The following is a 23,937-nucleotide window of genomic DNA, read 5'->3' as shown; positions in this document are numbered from 1 at the left end:
GGCAGGACATGAGGCGAGCATCAAGTCGGTGCGACGGCACGGAAATCCCGTGTGCCAACTGAGGCAGGTGGTATTCGATGAGCGGCTCCGTTCCCGGACCGGCCCGAGACTGGACAGTGGGCACTGCTCCAGGCATATTCCCATTCATCGGCCACGGTATCGACTTGGTCCGTCGGCCGCTGGCCTTTCTTAATTCTTTGCCCGCGCACGGAGATCTGGTCGAGATTCGCCTGGGTCCCCAGCGTGCCTGGATGGCGTGTCACCCGGAGTTGGTGCACCAGGTGCTCAGGGACCCGCGCACGTTCGACAAGGGTGGCCCGCTCTACGACAGGCTGCGGATGTTGCTGGGGGACGGCGTCGGCACGTGCCGCCATCAGGATCACCGACGCCAGCGCAGGCTGCTCCAACCCGAGTTCCGCAAGGCCCGCGTCGCCGAGCAGGTGGCACTGATGGGCGAGGAAGTGGAGTCGGCGTGCCGCGCGTGGCGGGCCGGGCAGGTGGTCGACATCAGCGCCACCATGCTGGACCTGTCGACACGCGTGGTCAGCCGCGTCCTCTTCTCCGACTCCCTCGACGCCGCGACGGCCGCCGAGATGCGCAGGTGCCTGGCCACCGTGGTCCGCGGCATGTTCATCCGGACGGTGATGCCGGTCGACGCCCTGTTCCGTCTTCCCACGCCCGCGAACCGGCGTTACCAGCACGCTTCCGACCGCCTGCGCGCGATCGTCGAGGCGGCCATCGCCGAGCGCCGAGGAGGCACACCCCACGACGACCGGGACGACCTGCTGGGGACCCTGCTGGCGGCCGCGCGGGGCGACGGCGGGGGGACGGCGATCACCGACAGGGAAGTCCACGGCCAGGTGATCACGCTGATGTTCGCCGGAGCCGAGAGCACCTCCCTGTGCCTGTCCTCCGCCCTGGAGCTCCTGGGACGGCATCCCGACGAGGAAGCGCGCCTGCACTCCGAAGTCGACGCCGTGCTCGCCGGAGGGCGGCCGCCCGGCCCCGACGCGCTGCCGCGCCTCGTCCACACCCGGTGCGTACTCACCGAGACCCTTCGCCACCGCCCGCCCGGCTGGCTCTTCACCCGCGTCACCACGAAGGGGACGGAGCTGGCCGGGCACCGTCTCCCGCAGGGCGCCACCGTCATGTTCAGCCCGTACCTCCTGCATCACGACCCCGCCTGGTTCCCCGACCCCGACCGCTTCCTCCCCGACCGCTGGCTGCCGGGGCAGGCCGTCGCCGTCCCGCCCGGAGCGATGATTCCGTTCGGTGCGGGCAGCCGGAAATGCATCGGAGAGACACTCGCCCTGGCGGAGGCCACGGTGGCCGTCGCGTTCATCGCCCGCCACTGGCGGCTGCGCCATCTGCCCGGCTACGCCGAACGGCTGCGCCCCGCGGCGTCGTTGGGGCCGAGAGGATTGATGATGGTCAGCGAACCGCGAGCGGGGCGGCCGGTGGGCACACCTCCTCGGGAAGGTTCCCGCGTACCCCGGACAACCGTCGTACCCGTCGTCCACAACTCCCGAACGGCAGGTGGCAACGATGTCCAGGACGGATGAGGAAATCGCGCTCGCCGCGCAGGACGGAATTCCGGCCGTCAACCTGAGGGAACTGATCGACGCGAACCTCTACATGCCCTTCCCGTTCCGGAGCAACCCCCACGCGTCCGAAGCGGCGGCAGGTGTCGAGAAATGGCTGAGCGCATGGGGGCTGACCGATGACCCGGCAGTCGCGGCCATGATCTCCTGTACGCGCCCCGCCGAACTCGCGGCCTTCAACAGTCCGACCATGGATTCCGGGCTCCTCCAGATCATGGCCAACCAGATCGCCTACCAGTTCGTCTTCGACGACCGGGCGGAGGACGTCGGCCGACGGTCGCCCGGCCGGCTGCTGCCCATGCTGAGCGAGAGCGTCGGGATCCTGCGGGACGGCCAACCGCCCGCCACCCCGCTCGGGGCGGCCCTGGCCGACCTGCATCGACAGGTCCAGGAGCGGTGCACCCCCGCCCAGGCCGCACGATGGGCCTGGAACAGCCGTGAGTACGTGCACGGCCTGCTGTACGAAGCGGTGGCCCAGACCGACCCCGCCCCTGTGGGAAGCGGGCTGTGCCGGTCCATACGTTCCCTCATCGCGGGCGTCGAGCCGTTCTATCCACTGTGCGAGGCCGCGCAGCCGTGCGAACTGACCCCGGAGGAGCTCCATCATCCCGTCATGCGCCGCCTGAGCCGGCTGTCGGCCGACGCGGCGGTGTGGATTCCCGACCTCTTCTCCGCGGTGAAGGAGCAGCGGGCGGGCGGCCTGATCAACCTGGCCCTCGCCTACCAGCGGGCGCACGAGTGCCCCCTGCCGGTGGCCGTCACGCTGGCCATACGGCACATCAACAGCACGATCCGCGAGTTCGAGGAGCTCTACGGTGAGATCAGGCCGCAGTTGAGCCCGTCCGGCGTCGGCTACGTGGAGGGCATGGCCGGCTGGATCCGCGGTTGCTACTTCTGGTCCCGTACCGTGCCGCGGTACGCGGACACGATGGCGGCACCCGCCGTGCTCTGATTCCGCTGCTTCCTCTGCTTCCGCTGTTTCCTCTGCCCCGACCGGTCGCCCGCGCAGAGGTTCCGAGAGGGGCGGAAACAGAGCAGGCTACCCGAAGGGTTGAGACTCGAAGCGCTCCTGCGGAAAATTCACCCTCCGTGTCGACCTCCTGTTCCGACCCGGCCAAGGGGGTGTGCAGCAGCGCGTACGCTCGCCCCGTCCGGCGGGGAGCAACGACAGGAAGCGGTAGACCACATGGCCCATGGGCTGCGGCAACCGATCACCGAACACCGGCCTCTACTCGAACGCGACGACGAACTCCAGGCCGTCGACCGCGCGTTGTCGGAGCTCCGTGACGCCGTCGACGGCGTGCCCCGGGAACCGCGTGGCGGGCTGCTCGCCTTCACCGGTGAGGGCGGGCTGGGCAAGACGACACTGATCGCGGCGGCGCGCGCCCGCGCCGCCGCACTCGGGTTCACGGTGTTCTCGGGCAAGGGCGGTGAGACCGAGCAGGGGCTGGCGTTCCGCGTCGTGCGCCAGGTCATGCAGCCCGCCCTGGCCAGGATGAGCGAGACGGAGCGCCGGGACTTCCTGGGCAGCTGGTACGACATCGTCGGCGCCGCGCTCGGTCTGGAGGCGACGGATCCCGCTCGGATGCCGGACCCGACCGGAGTGCGCGACGGCCTCGACTGGGTCATGACGCGCCTGACGATGATGAACGTGCCTCTCGTTCTGCTCCTGGACGACCTGCACTGGGCCGATGCCGAATCCCTTGACTGGCTCGCCTCCTTCGCGCCCCGGGTCGCGGACCTGCCGCTCCTGATCGTCGTCGCCTACCGGCCCGGCGAACTCCCGCCCGACGCGACCTCTTTCCGCACGCTCGTCGAACGCCACGAGCAGCGCCCGCACCTGCTGTCTCCGCTCGGCGAGGCCGGTGTGGCGCGGATCATCAGGAACGAAGTGGGTGAGGAAGCCGAGGACGCGTTCTGCGGGGAGTGCTGGACGGTCACCGGCGGAAGCCCGTTCGAGGCCGTCGAACTGGCCATCAGGCTGCGTGAGCGGCAGGTGAAGGGCACCCAGGACGACCTGCCCCTGATGCGGGACCTCGCCGCGGCGGTCAAGGGCCCCGGACTGATCGAGCGCCTCAACCGGCTCGGCACGAGCACCGTCCGCTTCGCGTGGGCCGGTGCCGTCCTGGGTGGGCCCTTCTCACCGGAGGTTGCCGCCGACCTCGCGGTGGTCGGCAGCGAGGAGGCCGCCGAGGCGACGGAGAAGCTGCGCGCCTGCCGCATCCTCGCGGACGGCGGCAGGCCCGGGGGCAGCCTGGAGTTCGTCCACCCGCTGATCGCCACGACGATCTACCGCGCCGTCCCTTCGGCCCTGCGGGTGGGCATGCACAACGCGGCCGCCTACCATGCCCAGGCGGTCGGGCCCGACCCCACCGCTGCCGCCCGGCACCTGCTGGAGGTTCCCTGCGACGGCCGGCCCGAGGCGGTCGCGTGCCTGCGTGCCGCCGCGCGCGAGTACCTCCGCGCCGGGGCCCCGGAGGCCGCCCGGCGCGTGCTGACCCGAGCGCTGCGGGAACCGCCGCCCGCGGAGGACCGCGCCGCCCTTCTCCACGAACTCGCCTGCTCGACCTTCCTGATCGAGCCCACGGCCACGGTCAGCTATCTCCGGGAGGCGCTGACGGAGCCCGGAATCGACCCCGACCTGCGCGCCTCCATCGTCTACCGGCTGACCCAGGCGCTGGCCCACACCGACCGGCTCACCGAGGCCGCGACCGTGGCCGCCGACGAGGCGCGGAGGGCCACGAATGCGCGCGTCAAACTGCGCATGCAGGCCGATCACTTCGTATGGAGCGCGTTTCGCGCCGACGAGCCCGACCTGTCCGCCCGCTCACGCCGGCTGGCGCGGCTGGCCGACAAGCTGACCGGCCGCGGCCTGGAGGAGCGCTACATCCTCGGTCTGCGGGCGTGGGACGCCCTCGTGCGCGGCGAGCCGCGGCGGACCGCCCTCGGGTATGCCGAGGACGCCCTGCGCGGAGGGATGAGCTGGACCGACGAGAACCGCGGCTTCGAGGTGCCCGTCGCGGTCGCCCTGCTGTTCATGTACTGCGACCAGCCGTGGCGGGCCGAAGAACTGTTCGCCGCGGGGATGGCCGAGTGCGAGCACATGGGGTGGCGCGGCTCCCATCTGGCGCAGGGCCAGACGCTGCTGGGCTACATCCGGTACCGCCGCGGCTGCCTCCCCGAGGCGGAAGAGCTCGTCCGGGCAGGGCTGGACACCGCCGAGCGCGTCGAAGGCGCGGTGCCCGCCCAGTGGTTCGCCATCGGCATTCTCATCCAGATCCTGCTGGCCCGTGGGCGGACCGCCGAGGCGCGCCAGCTCGCCGACACCCACCACTACGGCGGCGTGGTCCCGAACGCCGTCATCTTCCCCGATCCCCGCACGGTGTACGCCGAACTGCTCCTTGCGGAGGGGCGACTCGCGGACGCGGCGCGCCTGTTGTCCGAGGTCGGGAAGTGGCTGGAGGCACGGGACTGGCGCAACCCCGCATGGTGCCCCTGGCGGCTGAAACTGGCCTCGGCACTCGCCCGCACCGCCCCTGACCAAGCGGTCCACCATGCCCAGGACGCCGTCGAGCGGGCCCGGGACTTCGGTGCGGCGTCCGCGATCGGGCAGGCGCTCCACACGCTGGCCAAGGTGACCGGCGGACCGACGGCCCTCGACCTGTACGCGGAGGCCGTCGACCACCTGGAACGCTCCCCGGCCGCCTACGAGCTGGCCCGTGCGCTGGTCGGCCACGGCGTCGCGCTCACCCGGAACGGCAAGCTGCAGGAGGCCGCCGACCGCCTCTACCAGGGCCTGGAAGGCGCCGTCCACTGCGGTGCCGAGGCCCTGGCCACCCGGGCGCGGGAGGAACTGTCCGCGGCCGGGCTGCGGCCGCTGCCCCTGCGCTACGCGCAGACGGACACGCTCACCGTGCCGGAACGCAAGGCCGCCGAACTGACCACCCAGGGCCACCCGACGGCCGTGATCGCCAAGGAACTGCACCTCACCGAACAAGGCGTGCGGCAGCTGCTCTCCTCCGTGTACCGCAAGATCGGCACGGATGCCGCCGGTCTCGCCGCAGCCCTGGAGACCTTCCCCGGCCCCCGGCCGTGACCCGCGCCTGACGTTTCCGCCATCTTGAAGTGGCTGGTCAGCGGGGTGGCGTGACCTTGTTTCGGGGTGCTCGTGCTGGTCGTGGGCGGCAGTCTGTGTTGGAGATCGTCCGGCGGGTGGTTGTGCCGATGAGTTCACCGGCCTCGAACGGTCTACCCAGCGACACGACGGTTCTCGACAGGAGTGCCATGTCCACCATCCAGCCAGTGATCTTGACTGCCGACCAGGACGTTCTGCTCGGCTTCTACACGGAATTGTTCGGCGCTGAGGAGATCTTCCGGGTGCCGGCGGAAGGCCCGGCCTTCTACCTCGGCTTGCGCATCGGCGACACCGACCTCGGGCTGGTGGCCAAGGCGAACCCGGGGACTGGGGCGGCGTCGCGGATCCTGCTCAGCATCGGCGTCGACGACGTCGACGAGACGCTCGGCCGGGTGGCGGCGCTGGGCGGCTCGGTCCGCGGCGGCCCCAACGACATGCCGTGGGGACAGCGCGTCGCCCACATCCAGGACCCCGACGGCAACCCGGTGAACCTCACTCAGCCGATCCCGGTCCGGTGACGCTGGTCCAGGGGCATGTGCTGATCGTGGGCTACCTGCCTGGCAGCAGCAGCCGTGGCCCACGACTGTCTTCGCCGGCGTGAGCGCTTGACTTCTCAGCCCCCTGAGCTGTCTTGTCACACGGGGATGAAACCTCTTACCGGAGGACTCAATTCCCCCACACAGAACGACGATCCGCCCAGCCTCCCGCCGCCTCACTGCCATATTCGACAGCCACTGCGGAGGTGGTTGTGAGCACAGAGGCGACGACATCCGGCCCGGGCCAAGCGGCGGCGCGCGCACCCGGCGGTACTACGCACCGCATCACCGATCTGGCGCACCGTCAGGAGCAGGCACTCGTCCCGGGCGGGCCGCGCCGGCGCGGCGAGTTCGGGGCCCGGGAGCGGATCGAGCGGCTGCTGGACAAGGACTCCTTCACGGAGACCGGGCAGTTCGTGCGGGCCCGGCCCACCGGGGACGGTGCCCGCCGACCCTACGGCGACGGGGTGGTCACCGGTCACGGCACGATCGACGGCCGCCAGGTGTGCGTGTTCGCCCAGGATTCCACGGTGTTCGGCGGCAGCATGGGCGAGGCCTTCGGGGAGAAGACCGTCGCGTTGATGGATCTGGCGCTGAAGACCGGCTGCCCGGTGATCGGGCTCAACGACTCCGGCGGCGCCCGTATCCAGGAGGGCGTGGCCTCGCTCGCCCTCTACGCGGAGCTGGTGCGCCGCAATGTGCAGGCGTCCGGGGTGGTCCCGCAGATCTCGGCCGTCCTGGGGCCGTGTGCGGGCGGGGCCGCGTACTCGCCGGCGATCACCGACTTCACGGTGATGGTGGACGGCGCCTCGCACATGTTCGTCACGGGGCCGGACGTCATCGAGGCGGTCACCGGTGAGCGCACCACCGCCGAGGAGCTGGGCGGCGCCCGTACCAGCAACGCCGTCAACGGCAACGCGCACTTCCTGGCCGCCGACGAGGAGGACGCCCTCGACACCGTACGCGACCTGCTGTCGTACCTCCCGGCGAACAACCTGGAGCGGCCCCCGGAGTACCTCCCGGGGCACGCGCCCGCCGGGGACCTCCTCGACACGGTCGTGCCGGACCGGCTCGAGCAGGCCTACGACATGCGGGAGATCCTGTGCGCGGTGGTCGACGACGGTGAACTGCTCGAAGTGCAGGCACTGTTCGCTTCGAACATCATCTGTGCGCTGGCCCGAGTCGAGGGCCGTTCGGTCGGGGTCGTCGCGAACCAGCCCCTGCACGCGGCCGGTGTCCTGGACATCGACGCCTCGGAGAAGGCGGCGCGGTTCGTGCGGTTCTGCGACGCTTTCGGGATCCCGCTGCTGACGTTCGCGGACGTGCCGGGCTATCTGTCCGGTGTTCGCCAGGAGCGGGGCGGGATCATCCGGCGCGGGGCCAAGCTGCTGTACGCGTACGCCGAGGCGACCGTGCCCAAGGTGACGGTGGTGGTGCGCAAGGCGTACGGCGGCGGGTACGCGGTGATGGGTTCCAAGCACCTGGGCGCCGACGTCAACCTGGCCTGGCCCACCGCCCGGATCGCCGTCATGGGTGCCGAGGGCGCCGTCGGTGTCCTGCACCGGCGGGAACTGGCCGCCGCCGACGATCCCGAGGCGCTGCGCGCCCAGTTGGTCGCCGCGTACGAGAGCACCCATGGCACGCCCTACCTCGCCGCCGAACGCGGCTATGTCGACGCAGTGATCGCGCCACGCGACACCCGCGCGCACATCTGCCGCGCCCTGCGCGCGCTGCGCGGCAAACGCGCGCCGATGCCGGAGCGCCGGCACGGCAACATCCCGCTCTGATCCGCACGAGCCGAGAAACCACCCGGCCCGCAGGGCCGTCAGCCGATCCGCGACGTGAGGAGTCACGCCAGATGGACAGCCGTCGTCCCCCGCTCGCGCCCGCGTGCCGGACTCTGCCGGAGTATGTGCGGCACTGGGCCGGCACCGCCCCGGACCGCCGGGCGTTCACCTTCGTCGAGCATCCCGCACCGCACTCGCGCGGCGTCCACCGGACCCTGACCTGGCGGCGCCTGGACGTGCGGATGCGGGCGCTGGCCGCCCGGCTCGCCCAGGAGGCCGGGCCGGGTGCGCGGGTGGCGCTGCTGTGCCCGCAGGGCACGGAGTACGTCACCGCGTTCCTCGCGGCGCTGGCCGCCGGGCTGGTGGCCGTACCGCTGTATCCGCCCGGCCTGCCCGGGCACGAGGACCGGCTCACGGGCGTGCTGGCCGACGCGTCTGCCGAGGTCGTCGTGACCACGAGCCGGGCCCTGCCCGAGGTGCGGGCTCTGTGCGACCGAGTGCCGGTCGTGGTCGCCGACCAGGTGCCCGACGACGACGCCCGTGACTGGCGGCCGGTGGCACCGGAGGCCGGGGCGACCGCGTATCTGCAGTACACGTCCGGTTCGACCCGCGCCCCGGCGGGCGTGGAGATCAGCCATGCCAACGTCGTGGCGAACGCCCGTCAGGCGCTGACCGCGTACGGTGCCGACGCGCATCCGGTGACGTGCGTGGGCTGGCTGCCGCTCTACCACGACATGGGGCTGGTGCTCAGCGTCGCCGCTCCCGTCGTGCGCGGGCTGCTGTCGGTGCTCATGGAGCCGGCGGCGTTCCTGCACGAGCCGGTGCGGTGGCTGCGGCTGCTGGGCGCGCATCCGCGGGCGGTGAGCGCGGCGCCCAACTTCGCGTACGACTACTGCGCCTCCGCCGTCACCGGCGAGCAGAAGGCGGACCTCCGGCTCGACGGGGTGGTCGCGCTGATCAACGGCAGCGAGCCGGTGCGCCCCGGCACGGCCGACCGCTTCCACGCCGCCTTCGCCGAGCAGGGCCTCGCCCCGGAGGCTCACTGCCCGTCGTACGGGCTGGCCGAGGCCACGGTGTTCGTCAGCGCCGCCCGGCCCGGTGAGCCGTTGCGCCGGTTCGCCCTCGACCGTGACGCGCTCGCCGCCGGGAAGGCCCTGCCCGCGCGGCCGGACGATCCCCGGGCCGTGCTGCTGGCGGGCTGCGGCAGCCCGGCGGGGCAGCGGGTGCGGATCGCCGACCCCGTGACCCGCACCGCCCTGTCCGAGGGGGAGGTCGGTGAGATCTGGGTGCAGGGGCCGAACGTCGGCCGTGGTTACTGGAACCGGGAGCAGGAGAGCGGGCGGGTCTTCGGGGCGGCGTTCGCCAACGCCGAGTCTGTTCAAGGTAGTTGGCTGCGTACCGGTGATCTGGGGACGGTGCTGGAGGGGCAGCTCGTCGTCACCGGGCGGCTGAAGGACCTCATCATCGTCGACGGCCGTAACCACTACCCGCAGGACGTCGAGGCCACGGCCCAGGACGCGCATCCGGCCGTGCGCCGGGACCGGCTCGCCGCGTTCGCCGTGCCCGGCGCGGCGGGCGAGCGCGTGGTGGTCGTGGCCGAGCACGTGCGGACCGCGCGCCTCGCCGACCTCGATGTGCCCGGTGTGGTGCGTGCCGTGCGCGGTGCCGTCTCGGCGCGGCACGGGCTGCGGCTCGCCGACGTGCTGCTCGTGCCACCGGGCACGGTGCCCCGTACGTCCAGCGGAAAGGTGTCGCGGGCGCTGACCCGGGCGCGGTACCTGGAGGGGGCGTACGCGCAGACGGCGGGGGCCGGGCAGTGACGGCCGCGGACGCGGGTGCGCTGCGCCGGCTGATCGCCGAGCGGGTGGCCGCATGGAACGGCACGGCGCCGCAGGACGTTCCGATGGACCGGCCGCTCGCGGACCTCGGCATGTCCTCGCGAGACGCGGTCGCCCTGGCCGGGGAGCTGTCCCGGGCCACGGGGCGGGAGCTGCCGGCGACGCTGCTGTGGGAGGCGCCGACCGGCGAGGCGCTGGTGGCGCGGCTGTGCGGGACGGCGGCGGGGCCCGTCTCCGTACCGGTGGCCCGGCCGTCCGGGGAGCCGGTCGCGGTGGTCGGGGTCGGCTGCCGGCTGCCCGGCGGGGTGCACGGTCCGGCCGACTACTGGCGGCTGCTGACCGAGGGCGTCGACGCGATCCGGCGGGTCCCGGAGGACCGGTGGCGCGACTTCACCCCGTTCCCGCCCGCCGACGCGCTCCCGTACGGCGGCTATCTCGACGACATCGCCGGGTTCGACGCGGAGTTCTTCGGCATCAGCCCGCGCGAGGCGGCGGTGATGGACCCGCAGCAGCGGGTCCTGCTGGAGGTCGTCCATGAGGCGCTCGACCACGCCGCCGTCCCGGCCGTGTCCCTGGCGGGTACCGCGACCGGAGTCTTCGTCGGTGTCTCCGCTCCCGAGTACGGGCAGCTCACCGGCGCCGACCCGGGCGCGGTCGACCCGTGGGCCCCGGCCGGTGCGGCCCTGAGTGTCACCGCGGGACGGCTGTCGTACGTCCTGGACGCTCGCGGGCCGAGCCTGGCCGTGGACACCGCCTGCTCGTCCTCGCTGGTGGCCGTGCACCAGGCCTGCGTGAGCCTGCGGAGCGGCGAGTGCGACACGGCGATCGCCGCCGGGGTCAATCTGCTGCTGTCCCCGGCCGTCACGGTCGCCTTCCGGCGGGCGGGAGCGCTCGCGCCGGACGGGCGGTGCAAGCCGTTCTCGGGGACGGCCGACGGCATCGGACGGGGGGAGGGGTGCGCGCTCGTCCTGCTGAAGCGGCTCTCGGACGCCGAGCGGGACGGCGACCGCGTCCTGGCGGTGATCCGCGCCACCGCCGTCAACTCCGACGGCCGCTCGAACGGCCTCCTGGCCCCCAACCCCGCAGCGCAGCAAGCCCTGTTGGAGACCGTTTACGCGCGGGCCGGGCTCACCGCGGCGCACCTCGACTACGTGGAGGCGCACGGCACCGGCACTCCGCTCGGCGACCCGATCGAGGCGGGCGCGCTGGGTGCGGTGCTGGGCCCAGGCCGTGACCCGGACCAGCCGTTGCTGCTGGGCTCGGTCAAGGGCAACCTCGGCCATCTGGAGGCCGCCGCCGGCATCGCCGGGCTGGTGAAGACGGTGCTCGCCCTGCACCACGATCTCATCCCGCCGTCCCTGCACGGCGCGGACGGTGCCGCGCTGCCCGACGCCCGGCTGCGGCTGGTGACCGAGCCCGAGCCGTGGCCCCGCTACGGCGGTACGGCCACCGCCGGGGTCTCCGGGTTCGGCTTCGGCGGCACCAACGCCCATGCGGTGCTGGAGGAATGGCGGCCCACTGTGGTCCCGCCCCGCCCGGCCGGGGAGCACGCCGCCCGTCTCTACCTCCTCTCCGACGCCGACGCGGAGCGGGTCCGCGACACCGCGGCCCGGCTCGCCGACTGGCTGCCCGCGAGCTCCGCGCACGTCGCCGACGTGGCGCGCACGCTCGCCGGACGCACCGGACGCGGCCCCGTACGGGCCGCCGTCGTCGCCGGTGACCGGGCCGAACTGGCCGACGTGCTCGGGGCCTTGGCGTCCGGGCGCCCGGACGCGCGGGTCCTGACCGGTGACCGTGACCGGGTCGGCCGTGGCACGGTGTGGGTGTTCTCCGGGTACGGCAGCCAGTGGCCCGGCATGGGGCGCCGGCTGCTGGCCGAGGAACCCGCGTTCGCCGCCGCCGTGGAGAAACTCGACCCGCAGCTCGCCGCGGAGTGCGGCGGGCTCTCCCTGTACGACCACCTGGCGTCCGGGGCCGCACTCGATCGGCTGGAGGTCTCCCAACCGGTGCTGTTCGGCGTACAGGTGGCGCTGGCCGAGCTGTGGCGCTCGTACGGCATCGAGCCCGCCGCCGTGATCGGCCACTCCATGGGCGAGGTGGCCGCGGCCGTGTGCGCGGGCGCCCTGGACGTGGCGGACGGGGCGCGGATCATCGCCGTACGGGCCCGGCTGCTGAGCGGGTTGCGCGGCGGCGCGATGGCCGTCGTCGACCTGGACGACTCCGAACTGGACGTCGTGGAACGGGACTTCCCGGGTGTGCACGTGGCCGTCCACTCCTCGCCCCGGCAGAAGGTCGTCACCGGTCAGGAGGCGGCCGTGGCCCGGCTCGTGGCGCGGCTGGAGCGGGAGGGGCGGGCGGCCCGGGCCATGCGGGTGGTGGGCGCCGGGCACTCGCCGCAGGTCGACGCGCTGCTGCCGGAGCTGACCGCCGCGTTGTCCGACGTGCGGGGCCGGTCGCCGCGTGTCCCCGTCTACTCCACGGTCCTGGACGACCCGCGCGGCGACTCGGTGTTCGACGCCGCGCACTGGGCGGCCAACCTGCGGCGGCCGGTGCGCCTGGACCGGGCCGTCGCGGCGGCCTCCGCAGACGGGCACACGGCGTTCGTCGAGATCTCGCCCCACCCGGTGCTGACGGGAGCCGTCGCCGACACCGCGCCCGGCGCCCTCGCCATCGGCACGCTGCGCCGGGGCGCGGACGGATCCGCCGCGTTCGCCGCGCAGGTGGGCGCCCTGTACGCGGCGGGGCAGCGGCTGCCTCTGCCGCCCGGCCGGGTCGTCGACCTGCCCGGGCCGCGCTGGCGGCACGTCCGGTACTGGTGGACGGACCGCCGGACGGCCACCGAACCCGATCAGCGTCCTGTCGACCAGGAGACAGCGCCGGACGACGGCTCGGTCCTCGCCCGGCTGACCCACCACATCGCCGCCGTCACCGGGCACCCGCCCGCCCGTATCACTCCCGCCACCCCGCTCGCAGGCCTCGGCCTGGACTCCCTGATGGCCGTGCGCATCCGGACGGCCGTGGAGCGCGAGTTCGGGATCGAGCTGCCCCTGAGGGACCTGTTCGCCGCGGCCACCGTCGAAGAGGCTGCCGGCCATGTCCAACGGGCGCTGTCCCCGCTGCGGGTGCTGCGCGCCACCGGGTCCCGGCCCCCGCTGTTCCTCGTCCACGCCGCCGGCGGACCGACCGCCGTCTACCGGGCGCTCGCCGAACGGCTCGGGGACGAGCAGCCGGTGTTCGGTCTGGAGCGGATCGAGGAGGCCCGCACGGTGCCGGAGAAGGCGCGGCGCTACGCCGAGGCCATCGCGGCCGCGCACCCCGACGGGCCCTGCCTGCTCGGCGGTTGGTCCTTCGGCGGGTTCGTCGCCCAGGAGACCGCCCGGCAGCTGACGGCCGCCGGGCGGAGCGTGGAGCTGGTGGTGCTCATCGACTCCGTACGGCCCCTGCCGCAGCCCGGGCGGACGGAGGCCGACCGGATCCGGGCCCACTTCACGGGCTTCGCCCGGCACGTCGCCGACACCTACGGGATCGAGCTGGACCTGCCGTACGAGGAACTGATCGCGGCGGAAGACGACCGCGACCGGATCGACACCGTGCTGACCGCACTGCGGGAGGCCGCCGACGTGCCGCCCGCGGCGCTGGAGCACCAGCGCGCCTCCTACCTGGACCTGCGGATCGGCGAGGCGCACCGTCCGGGCCGGCACGACGGCCGGGTGGTCCTGTACCGGGCCACCGAGCCCGCCCCGCACACCGTGCGGGATCCGGCGTACGAGCGGGACGACGAGGCGCTGGGCTGGGACGAGGTGTGCCCGCGTCTGGAGGTGGTGCCGGTGCCCGGTCATCATCTGTCGCTGCTCGACCCGCCGTACGTCGACGAGATCGCCGCCCATCTCGGCCGGGTGCTCGCCGAGCGGGCCCCTTGACGCCGGCCGTCTCGGCCGGGTGCTCGCCGAACGGGCCTCTTGAGGCCACCCGTCCTGGCCGGGTGCTCACCGGCCGAACCCGCTCACCGACCGAACCCCCTGAAGCCACCCGTCCTGGCCGGGTGCTCACCGGCCGAACCCGCTCACCGACCGAACCCCCTGAAGCCACCCGTCCTGGCCGGGTGCTCACCGACCGAACCCCCTGAACCGAAGCCCCGAGGAGCCGCCATGCCCGACCGCCCCACCGGAGTGCCCCGGCGTACCGTCGCGAAGGCGACGGCCGCCGCCTCTGCGGCCGTCCTGTTCGGCGCCGCGACCGCGACCGGCCGCGCCCGGGCGGCCACCCGGCTCGGACCGCGCACCCTGGACGTGTCCGTCCCCTCCGCCGCGCTCGGCCGCAGCGCTCCAGTACGGCTGATCCTCCCCGCGGGCTTCGACCGGCAGCCCGGGCGGACGTACCCCGTGCTGTATCTGCTGCACGGCGCCCACGACGACTACACGTCCTGGACGCGGGAGACGGACATCGAGGCCTTCACCGAGGGCCGTGACCTGATCGTGGCGATGCCGGACGCGGGTCCCACCGGCATCCCGAGCGTCTGGCGGGGCGGGCCCGACTACGAGACGTTCCAGTTGGAGGAGGTCCCGGCGCTGCTCGCCCGCGAGTACCGGGCCTCCGGTGCCCGGGCCGTCGCCGGGGTCTCCACGGGCGGCTACGGGGCGATGGCGCACGCGGCCCGCCACCCGGGCGCGTTCACCGCCGCGGCCTCCTACAGTGGGATCCTCGACACCACCGCGCCCGGTGTGCCGACGATCGTGAACGCCATCGTGGCCCGCGAGAGCCTGCCGGCCGGGTCCCTGTGGGGCCATCCGCTGCTGAACTTCCTGACCTGGCGGGAGTTCAACCCACGCGCGCGTGCCGAGGGGCTGCGCGGCACCGCCCTGTACGTCTCCCAGGGCAGCGGACTGGCCGGCGGCAGCGGCGATCTGCTGCCCGAGGCGCTGGAGAGCGCCCTGTGGCCCTCCGCGCACGCCTTCACGGACGCGCTCGCGCGGCTGCGCACCCCGGTCACCACCCACTTCTACCCGGGAGGAGGACACGACTGGTCCTACTGGAAGCGGGAGTTCACCGCCTCGTGGCCGGTGCTCGCCCGTGCGCTGGGCGTGCCCCGGTGACCTCGGTGCCGTCGGGGCACGGAACGGAGCGGAGGGGTCGTCCGTCCAACACAGGACATCCCACTCGCCCCACTGGTAACAGTGCGCGGGTGAGCCGCTTCCGGGTGAAAGGAGTGTCCGTGATGGCTGTTCCCGCCCCGCGTCCCGTGCCGGACGATGCAGGGGCCACGCCCATACCGTTAGAGCTGGCCGAGTTGCTGCGTGCCCAACTGGAGGCCGTGGCCGACGAGGTGGAGGAGGAGGTCCGCCGCCAGGTTCCCGAGTACGCGCGGCCCGCGGACGCGACCTACGGCAGGAACCTGCGGGCCGGGGTGGTGCAGGCCCTGACCCTGTTCGTCGACCACATCGCCGATCCGCGCGACGACGGGAGCGCGATCGCCGCGACGTACTACCAACTCGGGCGCGGCGAGGCCGAGGAGGGACGCAGTCTGGACGCGCTGCAGTCGGCGCTGCGCGTGGGCGGGCTGCACGCCTGGCGGCTGATGGGCCGTACGGCGGAGGAGCTCGGGCTGGACTCGACGATGGTGGCCGCGCTGGGCGAGCTCGCGTTCCGGACCGTGCACGAGGTCGCGGAGGCGGCGGCGGCCGGGTACGCCGAGGCACAGCTGCGCAGCACGGAGGAGCTGGAGCGGCGCCGTAGGCGTCTGCTCGGCCTGCTGCTCGGCGAGGGGCCGGTGTCCTTGGAGGCCGTGCAGGATCTGGCGCACAGCGCACGGTGGACGGTGCCGCGGCAGGTCGCCGTCGTCGCGCTGGCGGCCGCCGCGGACCGGCGCGAGGAGGACCGGCCGCTGGCGGCGGCGGGCGCGCTGGTGGACATGGAGTCCCGGCCGCCGCGCATGCTGGTGCCCGACCCGGACAGCTCCGGCCGTTTCGGCGGCCGGGCGTTCACGCTCGCGCTGCGCGGCCGGCCCGCCGCGATCGGGCCGACGGTTCCGCTCACCGAGGCGGCGCAGTCGCTGCGCTGGGCGACCCGGGCGCTGGGGCTGATGGGCCGTGGGATTCTCCCCCGCCAGGGCGTGGTGCGGTGCGCCGACCATCTGTCGACCCTGCTGCTGTACAGCGACGAGCCGCTGCTGGGCCGGCTCCGGGCACGGGCACTCGCCCCGCTCGACAGCGTCTCGGCGGGGCAGCGTGCCCGGCTCACCGAGACGTTGCTGGCGTGGCTGCTCAGCGGCAGCAACGTGCCGGACGTCGCCACCCGTCTGCACGTCCACCCGCAGACCGTCCGCTACCGCCTGCGCCAGCTGGAGAAGCTCTTCGGCGACGCCCTGCACGATCCCGATACCCGCCTCGACCTCATTCTCGCGTTGCGGGCCGAGGCACTGCGCACACCGGAGAACTGACTCCGACATTCACCCGGCGACAAAAACTCGCGACATTTCCATAATCCCGTCCATAACACCTGGCCGAGTCAACGGAATACGTTCGGGCCGTCCTTTTTCGCAGGCGTAACACGCGCCTCACACGCGGAGGATTCCATGCGTATTCGTTTGTGCCTCGCCGTGCTTTCGCTGGCCGGCGGGGCCGGACTCGCCACTCTTTCGGCACCCACGGCCTCGGCCGCTCCCTGCACGGACGTCGAAGTCGTCTCGGCGCGAGGCACGTTCGAGCCGGGCCGGCTCGGCCTGATCGTCGGCGACCCGGTGTATTCCGAGCTGCAGAAGAAACTGGCGGGCAAGAGTCTGTCCAGCTATGCGGTGGACTATCCCGCGAACCTTTCCCCCACCTCGGCCGCACGGGGCAACTCGGATCTGGTGAACCACGTCAAGAGCCAGGCCGCGTCGTGCCCGAACCAGAGGTTCATTCTCGTCGGCTATTCGCAGGGCGCGAATGTCGTCGACAACTCGATCGGCATCAGCAGTGCGGGCGCGGTGGTCGGCAGCCCGATCGTGGCCACCCTGCCCGCGTCGGTCGAGCCGAAGGTCGCCGCGGTGCTGCTGTTCGGCAACCCGATCCGGGCCCTCGGAAAGAGCGTCACCGGCACGTACCAGAGCCGCACCTTCGACGTCTGCGCGAAGGGCGACCCCGTCTGCGAGCGCGGCGGGGGCGACACGCTGGCACACCTCGGCTACTCGGATGACGCCGACGAGGCGGCCGCGTTCGCCGTGGGCAAGGTCTGATCCGTAGCCGCAGGCGCGGCAGAGGCCCGGGAGGAGATCCTCCCGGGCCCTGTCCTTGGACGGCTAGCGCGGGGTCGCGGCGAACCGCGCGAGGTGGGTGGAGACGGGCTCGGGCCGGCCGTCGTTCTGCACGGGCGCCGCGGTCAGCACGTCGAGGTGCTGGTAGCCGTCGGCGACCACCGGGTTCAGGTCAGCGGGGACGCGGCCCGCCAGCAGTCCCTCGCCCGCGAGCACGGTGAGGGTCGGGTTGGCGGTCAGTCCGCCGGGATGCACGACGAGCTTCTTCACCTGCGGCGAGGTGGCCAGCTGGAGGTCCGTGACCAGCTTGGTCGGGAAGTACTGCTCGGTGAAGTCCAGCGGCTGCTCGGCGAGGCTGCGGGCCAGCTGCCGGATGTCGGTGACCTCCTTGCCGGCGTTCGTGAACGGCGTGCCGTCGGCCGACCGGTACCCGGGGTCGTCGGGGTCGCCGACCCGGTCGTAGTTCCGCCAGGTGTACAGCGGCCCGTGCGGGCGGTCCGGGATGGCCTTGTACTCCGTGCCGAAGAGCCCAGCCTGCTGGGAACTGCCGTTGGCGACGGGGAAGTTCTTGTCGGCGATGGGCCCGCCGTCGAAGAAGCCGACGCTGGTCTGCAGGAACGCCAGGGGTACGGAGTGGTCGTCCAGCAGCGCGCCGAGCATCGCCGCGTTGGTGAGCCGGAAGTCCTTCACCGCGGGTGAGCCGGTGAGGAAGGTGGCGGTGTCCTCGGAGAACAGGAACCGGTTGGTGGCCTCGATGTTGAGGTTGGCGGGCAGACGGCGGGGCAGGTCGGCCTCGGCGTCCGGGTCCTGGAGGGCACCGAGTCCGGCGATGGCGAGCAGCGTCATGGTCTCGGGGTTGAGCAGCACGGGCGCGGACAGCGCACGCGGCAGCACCCCGCTGTCGAGCCCGGCCTGGATGGCGCCGTGACCGAGGCCGATGTCGGGCAGGTTGGTGTCGTCCGGGATGCTGCCGTTCAGATCGGCCAGTGAGGTGGAGACGGTGGTGTCGAGGGCGAAGTAGCCGGCGCACTGGTTGTGTCCGGCGTCCTGGGTGGTGGTGCGGTTCCCGTCGAAGTCGGCGGTGGCGAAGTACCCGGTGATCACCCCGCCCAGCGAGTGCCCGCCGCACAGCACCTTCCGCTTGCGCAGCCCCTGGTCGGGCAGCTCGGCGGCGAGCAGGTCGTACTGGTCGCGCACCGTCTGCTCGATGCCGAGCTTCGCCATCCACCTCAACTGCCCGTTGCCGACGTAGCCGTCGAAGGTGCGGCCGTCGACCTCCTTGCCGCGGTAGTAGTAGTCGACGGCCGTGTGCTGGTCGCCGGAGGCGATGCCGGTGCGGTCCTCCAGGCAGTTGGAGCGCCGGTCCAGCGCCCAGAACTCGATGTGCAGGCCCTGCTCGGCGGCCCGTGCCACGGTGTTGCGGGCGACGCTGTCGAAGGCCCCGGCGCCCTCCAGGATGCCCGGCTGGGCGACGAGGATCCGGTCCGCGTCGGCCGAGGCCTGCGGCCCTCCGGCGGCGCGGTAGCGCAGATACGACAGCCAGTCGCACGCGGCCGGACGGGGCCCGGCCTCCTTCGGCAGCGGCACCTTCACCCGCACCACCGACTCGCGCACTCCGGCGACCGGGGACGTCGACCCCACCGGCGTCTCGGTTCGCGGCCCGTCCGCCAGGGCGTCCGGCGCCGCGGCCGTGAGCGTCCCGGCGGTCAGCAGCACCGCCAGAGCGGCGCTGCGCCATGTACGTCCTCTCCTGCTGCGATTCATGTCCATGCCACGGACGGTAGGGCTGCGTCCGGTGTGTGCTCAGGGAGTACTGACGGGAACTCAGGTTCCAGGGAAGGCATTTGTCACCAGCGCACAGTGCCGCAGCGCCAGCACCTCGGCTCGAGACGGCCGTGGCCCCCCGTCTGACAGACGGACGCCACCTGCACCTCCTTGAACACCCCGCCCCGACGTCTTGACGCGCAAATGACAACGATGGCTTGATGTCCATGGGAGCGCTCCCATCTCATCCGGGGAAGGGAACACCTCGGGCTCACCCAGACCTGGAACGGCACACACACCACGGCCGCCGACGGCACGTTCACTGACGCGGCGTGGACGGCAGCCGCGCCCCGGCGCGAGCGCCACGTCCGGCTTCCTCGCCGACGGCAGTCGGCGGCGACCGTCGGCCGCAGGTCGACGGCAGCCGCCTCCTGACACCCACCTCTTCTGGAGCCGCCATGAGATCCCGTACCGCCACCGTCCCACGCCGGGCCGCCGTAGCGTCCGCCCTCCTGGGACTGCTGCTCTCCCTGCTGGCCGTCGGCACCCCGGCCCACGCGGCGCCCACCGGCTTCCGCATCGAGAACGGGCGTCTGCTGGAGGCGTCCGGGAACGACTTCGTGATGCGCGGCGTCAACCACGCCCACACCTGGTACCCGGACCGCATCAGCTCTCTCGCCCACATCAAGGCCAAGGGCGCCAACACCGTCCGGGTGGTCCTCTCCAGCGGTGACCGCTGGACCCGCAACGACACCGCTGACGTGGCGAACGTCGTCGCCCAGTGCAAGCGGAACCGGCTGATCTGCGTGCTGGAGGTGCACGACACCACGGGCTACGGCGAGCAGAGCGGAGCCGTCACCCTCTCCCGTGCCGCGGACTACTGGATCAGCGTGCAGAGCGCCCTGACGGGCCAGGAGGACTACGTCATCGTCAACATCGGCAACGAACCGTACGGCAACACCGGTTACGCGAACTGGACGGCCGACACCAAGGCGGCCATCCAGAAGCTGCGCACCGCGGGTTTCGACCACACGATCATGGTCGACGCGCCCAACTGGGGCCAGGACTGGGCGTTCACCATGCGTGACAACGCGGCGTCGGTGTTCGCCGCCGACCCGGACGCCAACACGATCTTCTCCATCCACATGTACGGCGTCTTCGACACCGCCGCCGAGGTCAGCGACTACCTGAACCGCTTCGTCGCCGCGGAACTGCCCATCGTCGTGGGCGAGTTCGGGCACGACCACTCCGACGGCAACCCCGACGAGGACACCATCCTGGCCGTGACCCGGCAGCTCGGACTCGGTTACCTCGGCTGGTCCTGGAGCGGCAACGGCGGCGGGGTCGAGTACCTGGACATGGTCACGAACTTCGACCCGAACCGGCTGACCTCGTGGGGCCGGCGGATCTTCGACGGCGCGAACGGCATCGCGGCCACGTCCGAGGAGGCCGACATCTACTCCTCCGGCGGAGGCGACACCACTCCCCCGACCGCCCCCGGCACCCCGACCGCCTCCGCGGTGACCTCCTCGTCCGTCACCCTGACCTGGGCCGCCGCGACGGACGCGACCGGCGTCACCGGCTATGACGTCGTCCGCGTCGGCGGCGGTACCGAGACGGTCGCCACCACGACGACCGGCACCTCCGCCACCCTCACCGGCCTCGCCCCGGCCACCTCGTACACCTTCGCCGTCTACGCCCGCGACGCCGCCGGCAACCGCTCGCAGCGCTCCGGCACGGTGACGGTCACGACCGCGCCCGGCGGCTCGTCGGCGGTCTGCGGCGTCCGCTACCGGGTGACGAACGAGTGGACCGGCGGCTTCCAGGGCGAGATCGTCCTGCGCAACACCGGCAGCTCGGCGATCAACGGCTGGACGCTGCGCTGGACCTTCCCCGACAGCCAGCGCATCACCAACCTGTGGGGCGGCACGGCGACGCAGAGCGGCTCCGAGGTCACCGTCACCTCCGCCTCGTACACCGCGGCCGTCCCCGCGTCGGGCTCCGTCACCCTCGGCTTCACGGCCACCAAGGGGGCCGCGAACCCAGGCCCCACCGCCTTCACCCTCAATGGCGCGAGCTGCACCGTGAGTTGATTCCCGCGCGGGCGCGGTCGCCCCGGAGGGACGGCAGACGCAGTTCCTCCGGGGCAACGCGCCCGCGATGCACTGGAACTTCAGACCGGGCCGGGCCCCGCCCCGCCCTGGAGGCGTTCCAGGTCGGAGGGGCGGACCTGGATGGCGACGACGGCGATCAGCGCGGCGAGGACGGTGAAGATCGCCGCCATGACGAAGGCGGCCGAGACCCCGGCGGTGAGGACCTCGTCGGCCCAGCGTCCCGGGAGCTGCCCGGTGCGTTCGAAGCGCAGCCGCTCGGCCGGGCTCGCCTGCGCCAGGAACCGCGGGATCTGCTGCGCGGCCTCGTTGATGCTGGCCGTGCCGAACATGGTGACCAGGATGGACAGTCCGAGGGAGCCGCCGACCTGCTGGGTGGCGTTGAGGAGCCCGGAGGCCGCGCCGGTCTCCCGGGGGGAGACGTTGGAGAGTGCCATCAGGGTCAGCGAGACGAACTCCATGCCCATGCCCAGGCTGAAGACGAGCATCGGGCCGAGGACGCTGCCCGCGTAGGTGGAGTGCACGTCGGTGAGGGTGAGCCAGGCCAGGCCGCTCGCCGCCAGGATCGCGCCCACCACCATGAAGGGTTTGGGGCCGTACACGGGCAGGAAACGCGCGGCCAGCCCGGCGCCGATCGCGATGACCGCGCTGACCGGCAGGAAGGCGAGCCCGGCCTGCAGCGGGCTGAAGTCCAGCACGTTCTGCACGAAGAGCGTGAGGAAGAAGAACATGCCGAAGATCGCGGCGGCCAGGCACAGCATGATGCCGTACGTGCCCGCGCGGTTGCGGTCGGCGAACATGTGCAGCGGCGTGATCGGCTGCCGGGAGCGCCGCTCGACCAGGACGAACAGCACGAGGATGACGGCGGCCCCGGCGAACGAGGCCAGCGTGAGCGCGTCCCGCCAGCCGTCCTGCGCGGCCCTGATGAACCCGTACACCAGCAGCACCATGCCGATGGTGGAGGTCAGCGCGCCGGTGATGTCGAAGTGGCCCGGGTGGCGTTCGGACTCCCTGATCCAGCGGGGTGTGGCGAGGGCGATGAGCAGCCCGATGGGGACGTTGACGAACAGCACCCACCGCCAGTTCAGCCACTCCACGAGCACCCCGCCCGCGAGCAGCCCGATCGCGCCGCCGCCCGCCGAGACCGCGGCGAACACCCCGAACGCCCGGTTGCGCTCGGGCCCTTCCCGGAAGGTCGTGCTGACCAGGGACAGGGCGGTCGGGGAGGCGATGGCCCCGCCGACGCCCTGCAGGGCGCGGGCGGCGAGGAGTTGGCCGGCGTTCTGGGCGAACCCGCCCAGCAGAGAGGCGAGCACGAAGAGCAGCACGCCGAAGATGAAGACGCGGCGTCTGCCGAGGATGTCGCCGGCTCTGCCGCCGAGCAGCAGCAGGCCGCCGAAGGTGAGGGTGTAGGCGTTGACCACCCAGGACAGGCTGGTGGTGGAGAAGTCGAGCGAGCGCTGGATGTGCGGCAGCGCGATGTTCACGATGGTGATGTCCAGCACCACCATCAGCTGACAGGACGCGATGACCAGCAGCGCCATCGCGTTTCCACCACCGCCGGTTTCCGGGGCGGTGGTCTGCGGTGCGGACGTCGGCTGTGGTCTGCGGCTCATGGCACGTCGCCCTCTCGGGAGGCCACCGTTCGACCGTACGCCCGCCTCGTACGCGTCACCACTCGATCAACCCACGACGCGCGCCGCGCCCGGCGCTCGTCGTGAAGAGGTGTCGCCCGCGAAGAGATGGTGTGCCTTTTCGGTCGTCGTTCTGACGTGCACCTGTCCAATTGCGGTTTCCGGTGTCACGCTGCCTTCCGGACTGCGCGCAGTAACACCCCTGCTTGCCCGGGCGGATGGTCCCCACCGCCCGGTTCCCCACCGCAGAAGGAGACCGCGTGATAGGCAGCCTCCGCAGACGTCGCTCCTCCGACGGCACCCGCGCTCGCCGCTCCGTGCTCGGCGCTCTGGCCGGTGTCGCCGCCCTGCTGGCCACCGGTGTCGCCGCGGTGCCGGCGAGCGCCGCCGGCCCGGCACCGGGAGCGGTGACGCTCTCGGCGCAGGAACGCGCCCGTGACTTCTGGACCCCGGAGCGGATGCGCCGGGCCACTCCGCTCGACGTCCTGACCGTCGACCGCTCCGACGTCAGGGCGTCGGTCCCGCGCAAGGGCGTCAAGACCGTCATCGCGCCCAGTGCGCCGGCCTCACCCGTCGGGACCCTGGCGTTTCCCCAGCGCGGCGGCCCCTGGACCGGGGGCGGCGCCGTGGTGAAGACCGCGGGGCGGGTGTTCTTCACCTACCAGGGCCGCACCGCGTCCTGCTCCGGCAACGCCGTCACCAGCGCCAACAAGAGCACCGTGATGACCGCGGGCCACTGCGTGAAGCTGGAGGGGTCCTGGCACACCAACTGGGTGTTCGTCCCGGGCTACCACGACGGGCAGGCGCCGTACGGCCGATGGGCGGCGGCCAGGACGCTGGCCACACCGCAGTGGACTGCCAGTGAGGACATCAACTACGACATCGGCGCGGCCGTGGTCGCCCCGCTGGACGGCAGGCGGCTCACCGATGTCGTCGGCGGCCAGGGTCTGGCCTTCAACACCGGCTACAACAAGGCGATGTACGCCTTCGGCTTCCCCGCCGCCGCGCCGTACGACGGCGAGAAGTTCATCTACTGCAGCGGCACCACCTACCGGGACTTCCTGCTGTCCAGCGACCACGGACTGACCTGCGACATGACCGGCGGCTCCAGCGGAGGCCCCTGGTTCACGCAGTTCGACGAGGCCACCGGCACGGGGCTGCAGTCCTCGGTGAACAGCTTCAAGTACACCTTCCTGCCGACCGCCATGTACGGCCCGTACTTCGGAGCGGACGCGCAGAACCTGTACCGGACGGCCCAATCGTCCTGAGCCGCCGGCCTGTCCGGCGCGGGCCGCGCGGG

General features: G+C 72.5%; 14 protein-coding genes. 12 read left to right on the top strand and 2 right to left on the bottom strand.

What is annotated here, in order from left to right:
• Positions 1–77 precede the first annotated feature (77 nt).
• The 10 genes from ACYVMZ_RS09140 (at position 78) to ACYVMZ_RS09095 (ending at position 17,110) form a co-directional block, all read left to right on the top strand.
• The gene (locus ACYVMZ_RS09140) at positions 78–1,562 is read left to right on the top strand and encodes a cytochrome P450 (RefSeq protein WP_461077473.1); all 1,485 of its coding nucleotides are present in this window, start codon (positions 78–80) and stop codon (positions 1,560–1,562) included.
• Positions 1,546–2,553 carry a (-)-alpha-amorphene synthase gene (locus ACYVMZ_RS09135; RefSeq protein WP_461077471.1) on the top strand — a complete coding sequence of 336 codons (1,008 nt, stop codon included), beginning with the start codon at positions 1,546–1,548 and terminating at the stop codon, positions 2,551–2,553. The genes ACYVMZ_RS09140 and ACYVMZ_RS09135 overlap by 17 nt, the downstream gene beginning before the upstream one ends.
• 234 nt (positions 2,554–2,787) lie before the next feature.
• A complete protein-coding gene (locus ACYVMZ_RS09130) occupies positions 2,788–5,697 on the top strand; it encodes an ATP-binding protein (protein ID WP_461077469.1) in 2,910 nt (969 codons plus the stop codon).
• Between the two features lie 188 nt (positions 5,698–5,885).
• Positions 5,886–6,254 (top strand): VOC family protein, encoded by a 369-nt coding sequence (locus tag ACYVMZ_RS09125; RefSeq protein ID WP_461077467.1) that lies wholly within the window; start codon positions 5,886–5,888, stop codon positions 6,252–6,254.
• Between the two features lie 230 nt (positions 6,255–6,484).
• Positions 6,485–8,059, top strand: a complete 1,575-nt coding sequence (locus ACYVMZ_RS09120) for an acyl-CoA carboxylase subunit beta (protein ID WP_461077465.1) — start codon at positions 6,485–6,487, stop codon at positions 8,057–8,059.
• Between the two features lie 71 nt (positions 8,060–8,130).
• Positions 8,131–9,879: a fatty acyl-AMP ligase gene (locus ACYVMZ_RS09115; RefSeq protein WP_461077463.1), complete on the top strand. Its 1,749-nt coding sequence runs from the start codon at positions 8,131–8,133 to the stop codon at positions 9,877–9,879.
• Entirely contained in the window at positions 9,876–13,817 is a 3,942-nt protein-coding gene (locus tag ACYVMZ_RS09110) for a beta-ketoacyl synthase N-terminal-like domain-containing protein (RefSeq protein WP_461077461.1), read from the top strand. Before ACYVMZ_RS09115 ends, ACYVMZ_RS09110 begins: the two co-directional genes overlap by 4 nt.
• A gap of 228 nt (positions 13,818–14,045) precedes the next feature.
• Complete coding sequence (locus tag ACYVMZ_RS09105) at positions 14,046–14,990, top strand: alpha/beta hydrolase (protein ID WP_461077459.1); 945 nt, start codon at positions 14,046–14,048, stop codon at positions 14,988–14,990.
• A gap of 122 nt (positions 14,991–15,112) precedes the next feature.
• Complete coding sequence (locus tag ACYVMZ_RS09100; protein ID WP_461077457.1) at positions 15,113–16,333, top strand: PucR family transcriptional regulator; 1,221 nt, start codon at positions 15,113–15,115, stop codon at positions 16,331–16,333.
• A 135-nt stretch (positions 16,334–16,468) separates the two neighbouring features.
• Positions 16,469–17,110, top strand: coding sequence for a cutinase family protein (locus ACYVMZ_RS09095; RefSeq protein ID WP_461077455.1), 642 nt, complete (start codon positions 16,469–16,471; stop codon positions 17,108–17,110).
• 63 nt (positions 17,111–17,173) lie between these two features.
• Here ACYVMZ_RS09095 and ACYVMZ_RS09090 read toward each other — a convergent pair whose 3' ends face one another.
• Entirely contained in the window at positions 17,174–18,892 is a 1,719-nt protein-coding gene (locus tag ACYVMZ_RS09090) for a hypothetical protein (protein ID WP_461077845.1), read from the bottom strand.
• A gap of 458 nt (positions 18,893–19,350) precedes the next feature.
• On the opposite strand from ACYVMZ_RS09090, the gene ACYVMZ_RS09085 reads away from it, so the two are divergent.
• Complete coding sequence (locus ACYVMZ_RS09085; protein ID WP_461077453.1) at positions 19,351–20,985, top strand: cellulase family glycosylhydrolase; 1,635 nt, start codon at positions 19,351–19,353, stop codon at positions 20,983–20,985.
• An 80-nt stretch (positions 20,986–21,065) separates the two neighbouring features.
• On the opposite strand, the gene ACYVMZ_RS09080 is transcribed toward ACYVMZ_RS09085, so the two are convergent.
• Positions 21,066–22,547 (bottom strand): MFS transporter, encoded by a 1,482-nt coding sequence (locus tag ACYVMZ_RS09080; protein ID WP_461077844.1) that lies wholly within the window; start codon positions 22,545–22,547, stop codon positions 21,066–21,068.
• A 350-nt stretch (positions 22,548–22,897) separates the two neighbouring features.
• Here ACYVMZ_RS09080 and ACYVMZ_RS09075 point away from each other — a divergent pair, with 350 nt between their 5' ends.
• Positions 22,898–23,905 (top strand): trypsin-like serine peptidase, encoded by a 1,008-nt coding sequence (locus tag ACYVMZ_RS09075; protein ID WP_461077451.1) that lies wholly within the window; start codon positions 22,898–22,900, stop codon positions 23,903–23,905.
• The last annotated feature ends 32 nt before the right edge of the window (positions 23,906–23,937 follow it).

The organism is Streptomyces deserti (genome assembly GCF_054782695.1).
The sequence above is the reverse complement of the archived record's forward strand: the minus strand, read 5'-3'. Positions and strand labels throughout refer to the sequence as shown.

What these genes read in the sequence shown, in the direction of transcription:
- ACYVMZ_RS09130 (WP_461077469.1), top strand. Translation starts at nt 2,788, where the DNA reads ATGGCCCATGGGCTGCGGCAACCGATCACCGAACACCGGCCTCTACTC.
- ACYVMZ_RS09080 (WP_461077844.1), bottom strand. Translation starts at nt 22,547, where the DNA reads ATGGCGCTGCTGGTCATCGCGTCCTGTCAGCTGATGGTGGTGCTGGAC.
- ACYVMZ_RS09125 (WP_461077467.1), top strand. Translation starts at nt 5,886, where the DNA reads ATGTCCACCATCCAGCCAGTGATCTTGACTGCCGACCAGGACGTTCTG.
- ACYVMZ_RS09095 (WP_461077455.1), top strand. Translation starts at nt 16,469, where the DNA reads ATGCGTATTCGTTTGTGCCTCGCCGTGCTTTCGCTGGCCGGCGGGGCC.
- ACYVMZ_RS09090 (WP_461077845.1), bottom strand. Translation starts at nt 18,892, where the DNA reads ATGAATCGCAGCAGGAGAGGACGTACATGGCGCAGCGCCGCTCTGGCG.
- ACYVMZ_RS09105 (WP_461077459.1), top strand. Translation starts at nt 14,046, where the DNA reads ATGCCCGACCGCCCCACCGGAGTGCCCCGGCGTACCGTCGCGAAGGCG.
- ACYVMZ_RS09100 (WP_461077457.1), top strand. Translation starts at nt 15,113, where the DNA reads ATGGCTGTTCCCGCCCCGCGTCCCGTGCCGGACGATGCAGGGGCCACG.
- ACYVMZ_RS09085 (WP_461077453.1), top strand. Translation starts at nt 19,351, where the DNA reads ATGAGATCCCGTACCGCCACCGTCCCACGCCGGGCCGCCGTAGCGTCC.
- ACYVMZ_RS09115 (WP_461077463.1), top strand. Translation starts at nt 8,131, where the DNA reads ATGGACAGCCGTCGTCCCCCGCTCGCGCCCGCGTGCCGGACTCTGCCG.
- ACYVMZ_RS09135 (WP_461077471.1), top strand. Translation starts at nt 1,546, where the DNA reads ATGTCCAGGACGGATGAGGAAATCGCGCTCGCCGCGCAGGACGGAATT.
- ACYVMZ_RS09140 (WP_461077473.1), top strand. Translation starts at nt 78, where the DNA reads ATGAGCGGCTCCGTTCCCGGACCGGCCCGAGACTGGACAGTGGGCACT.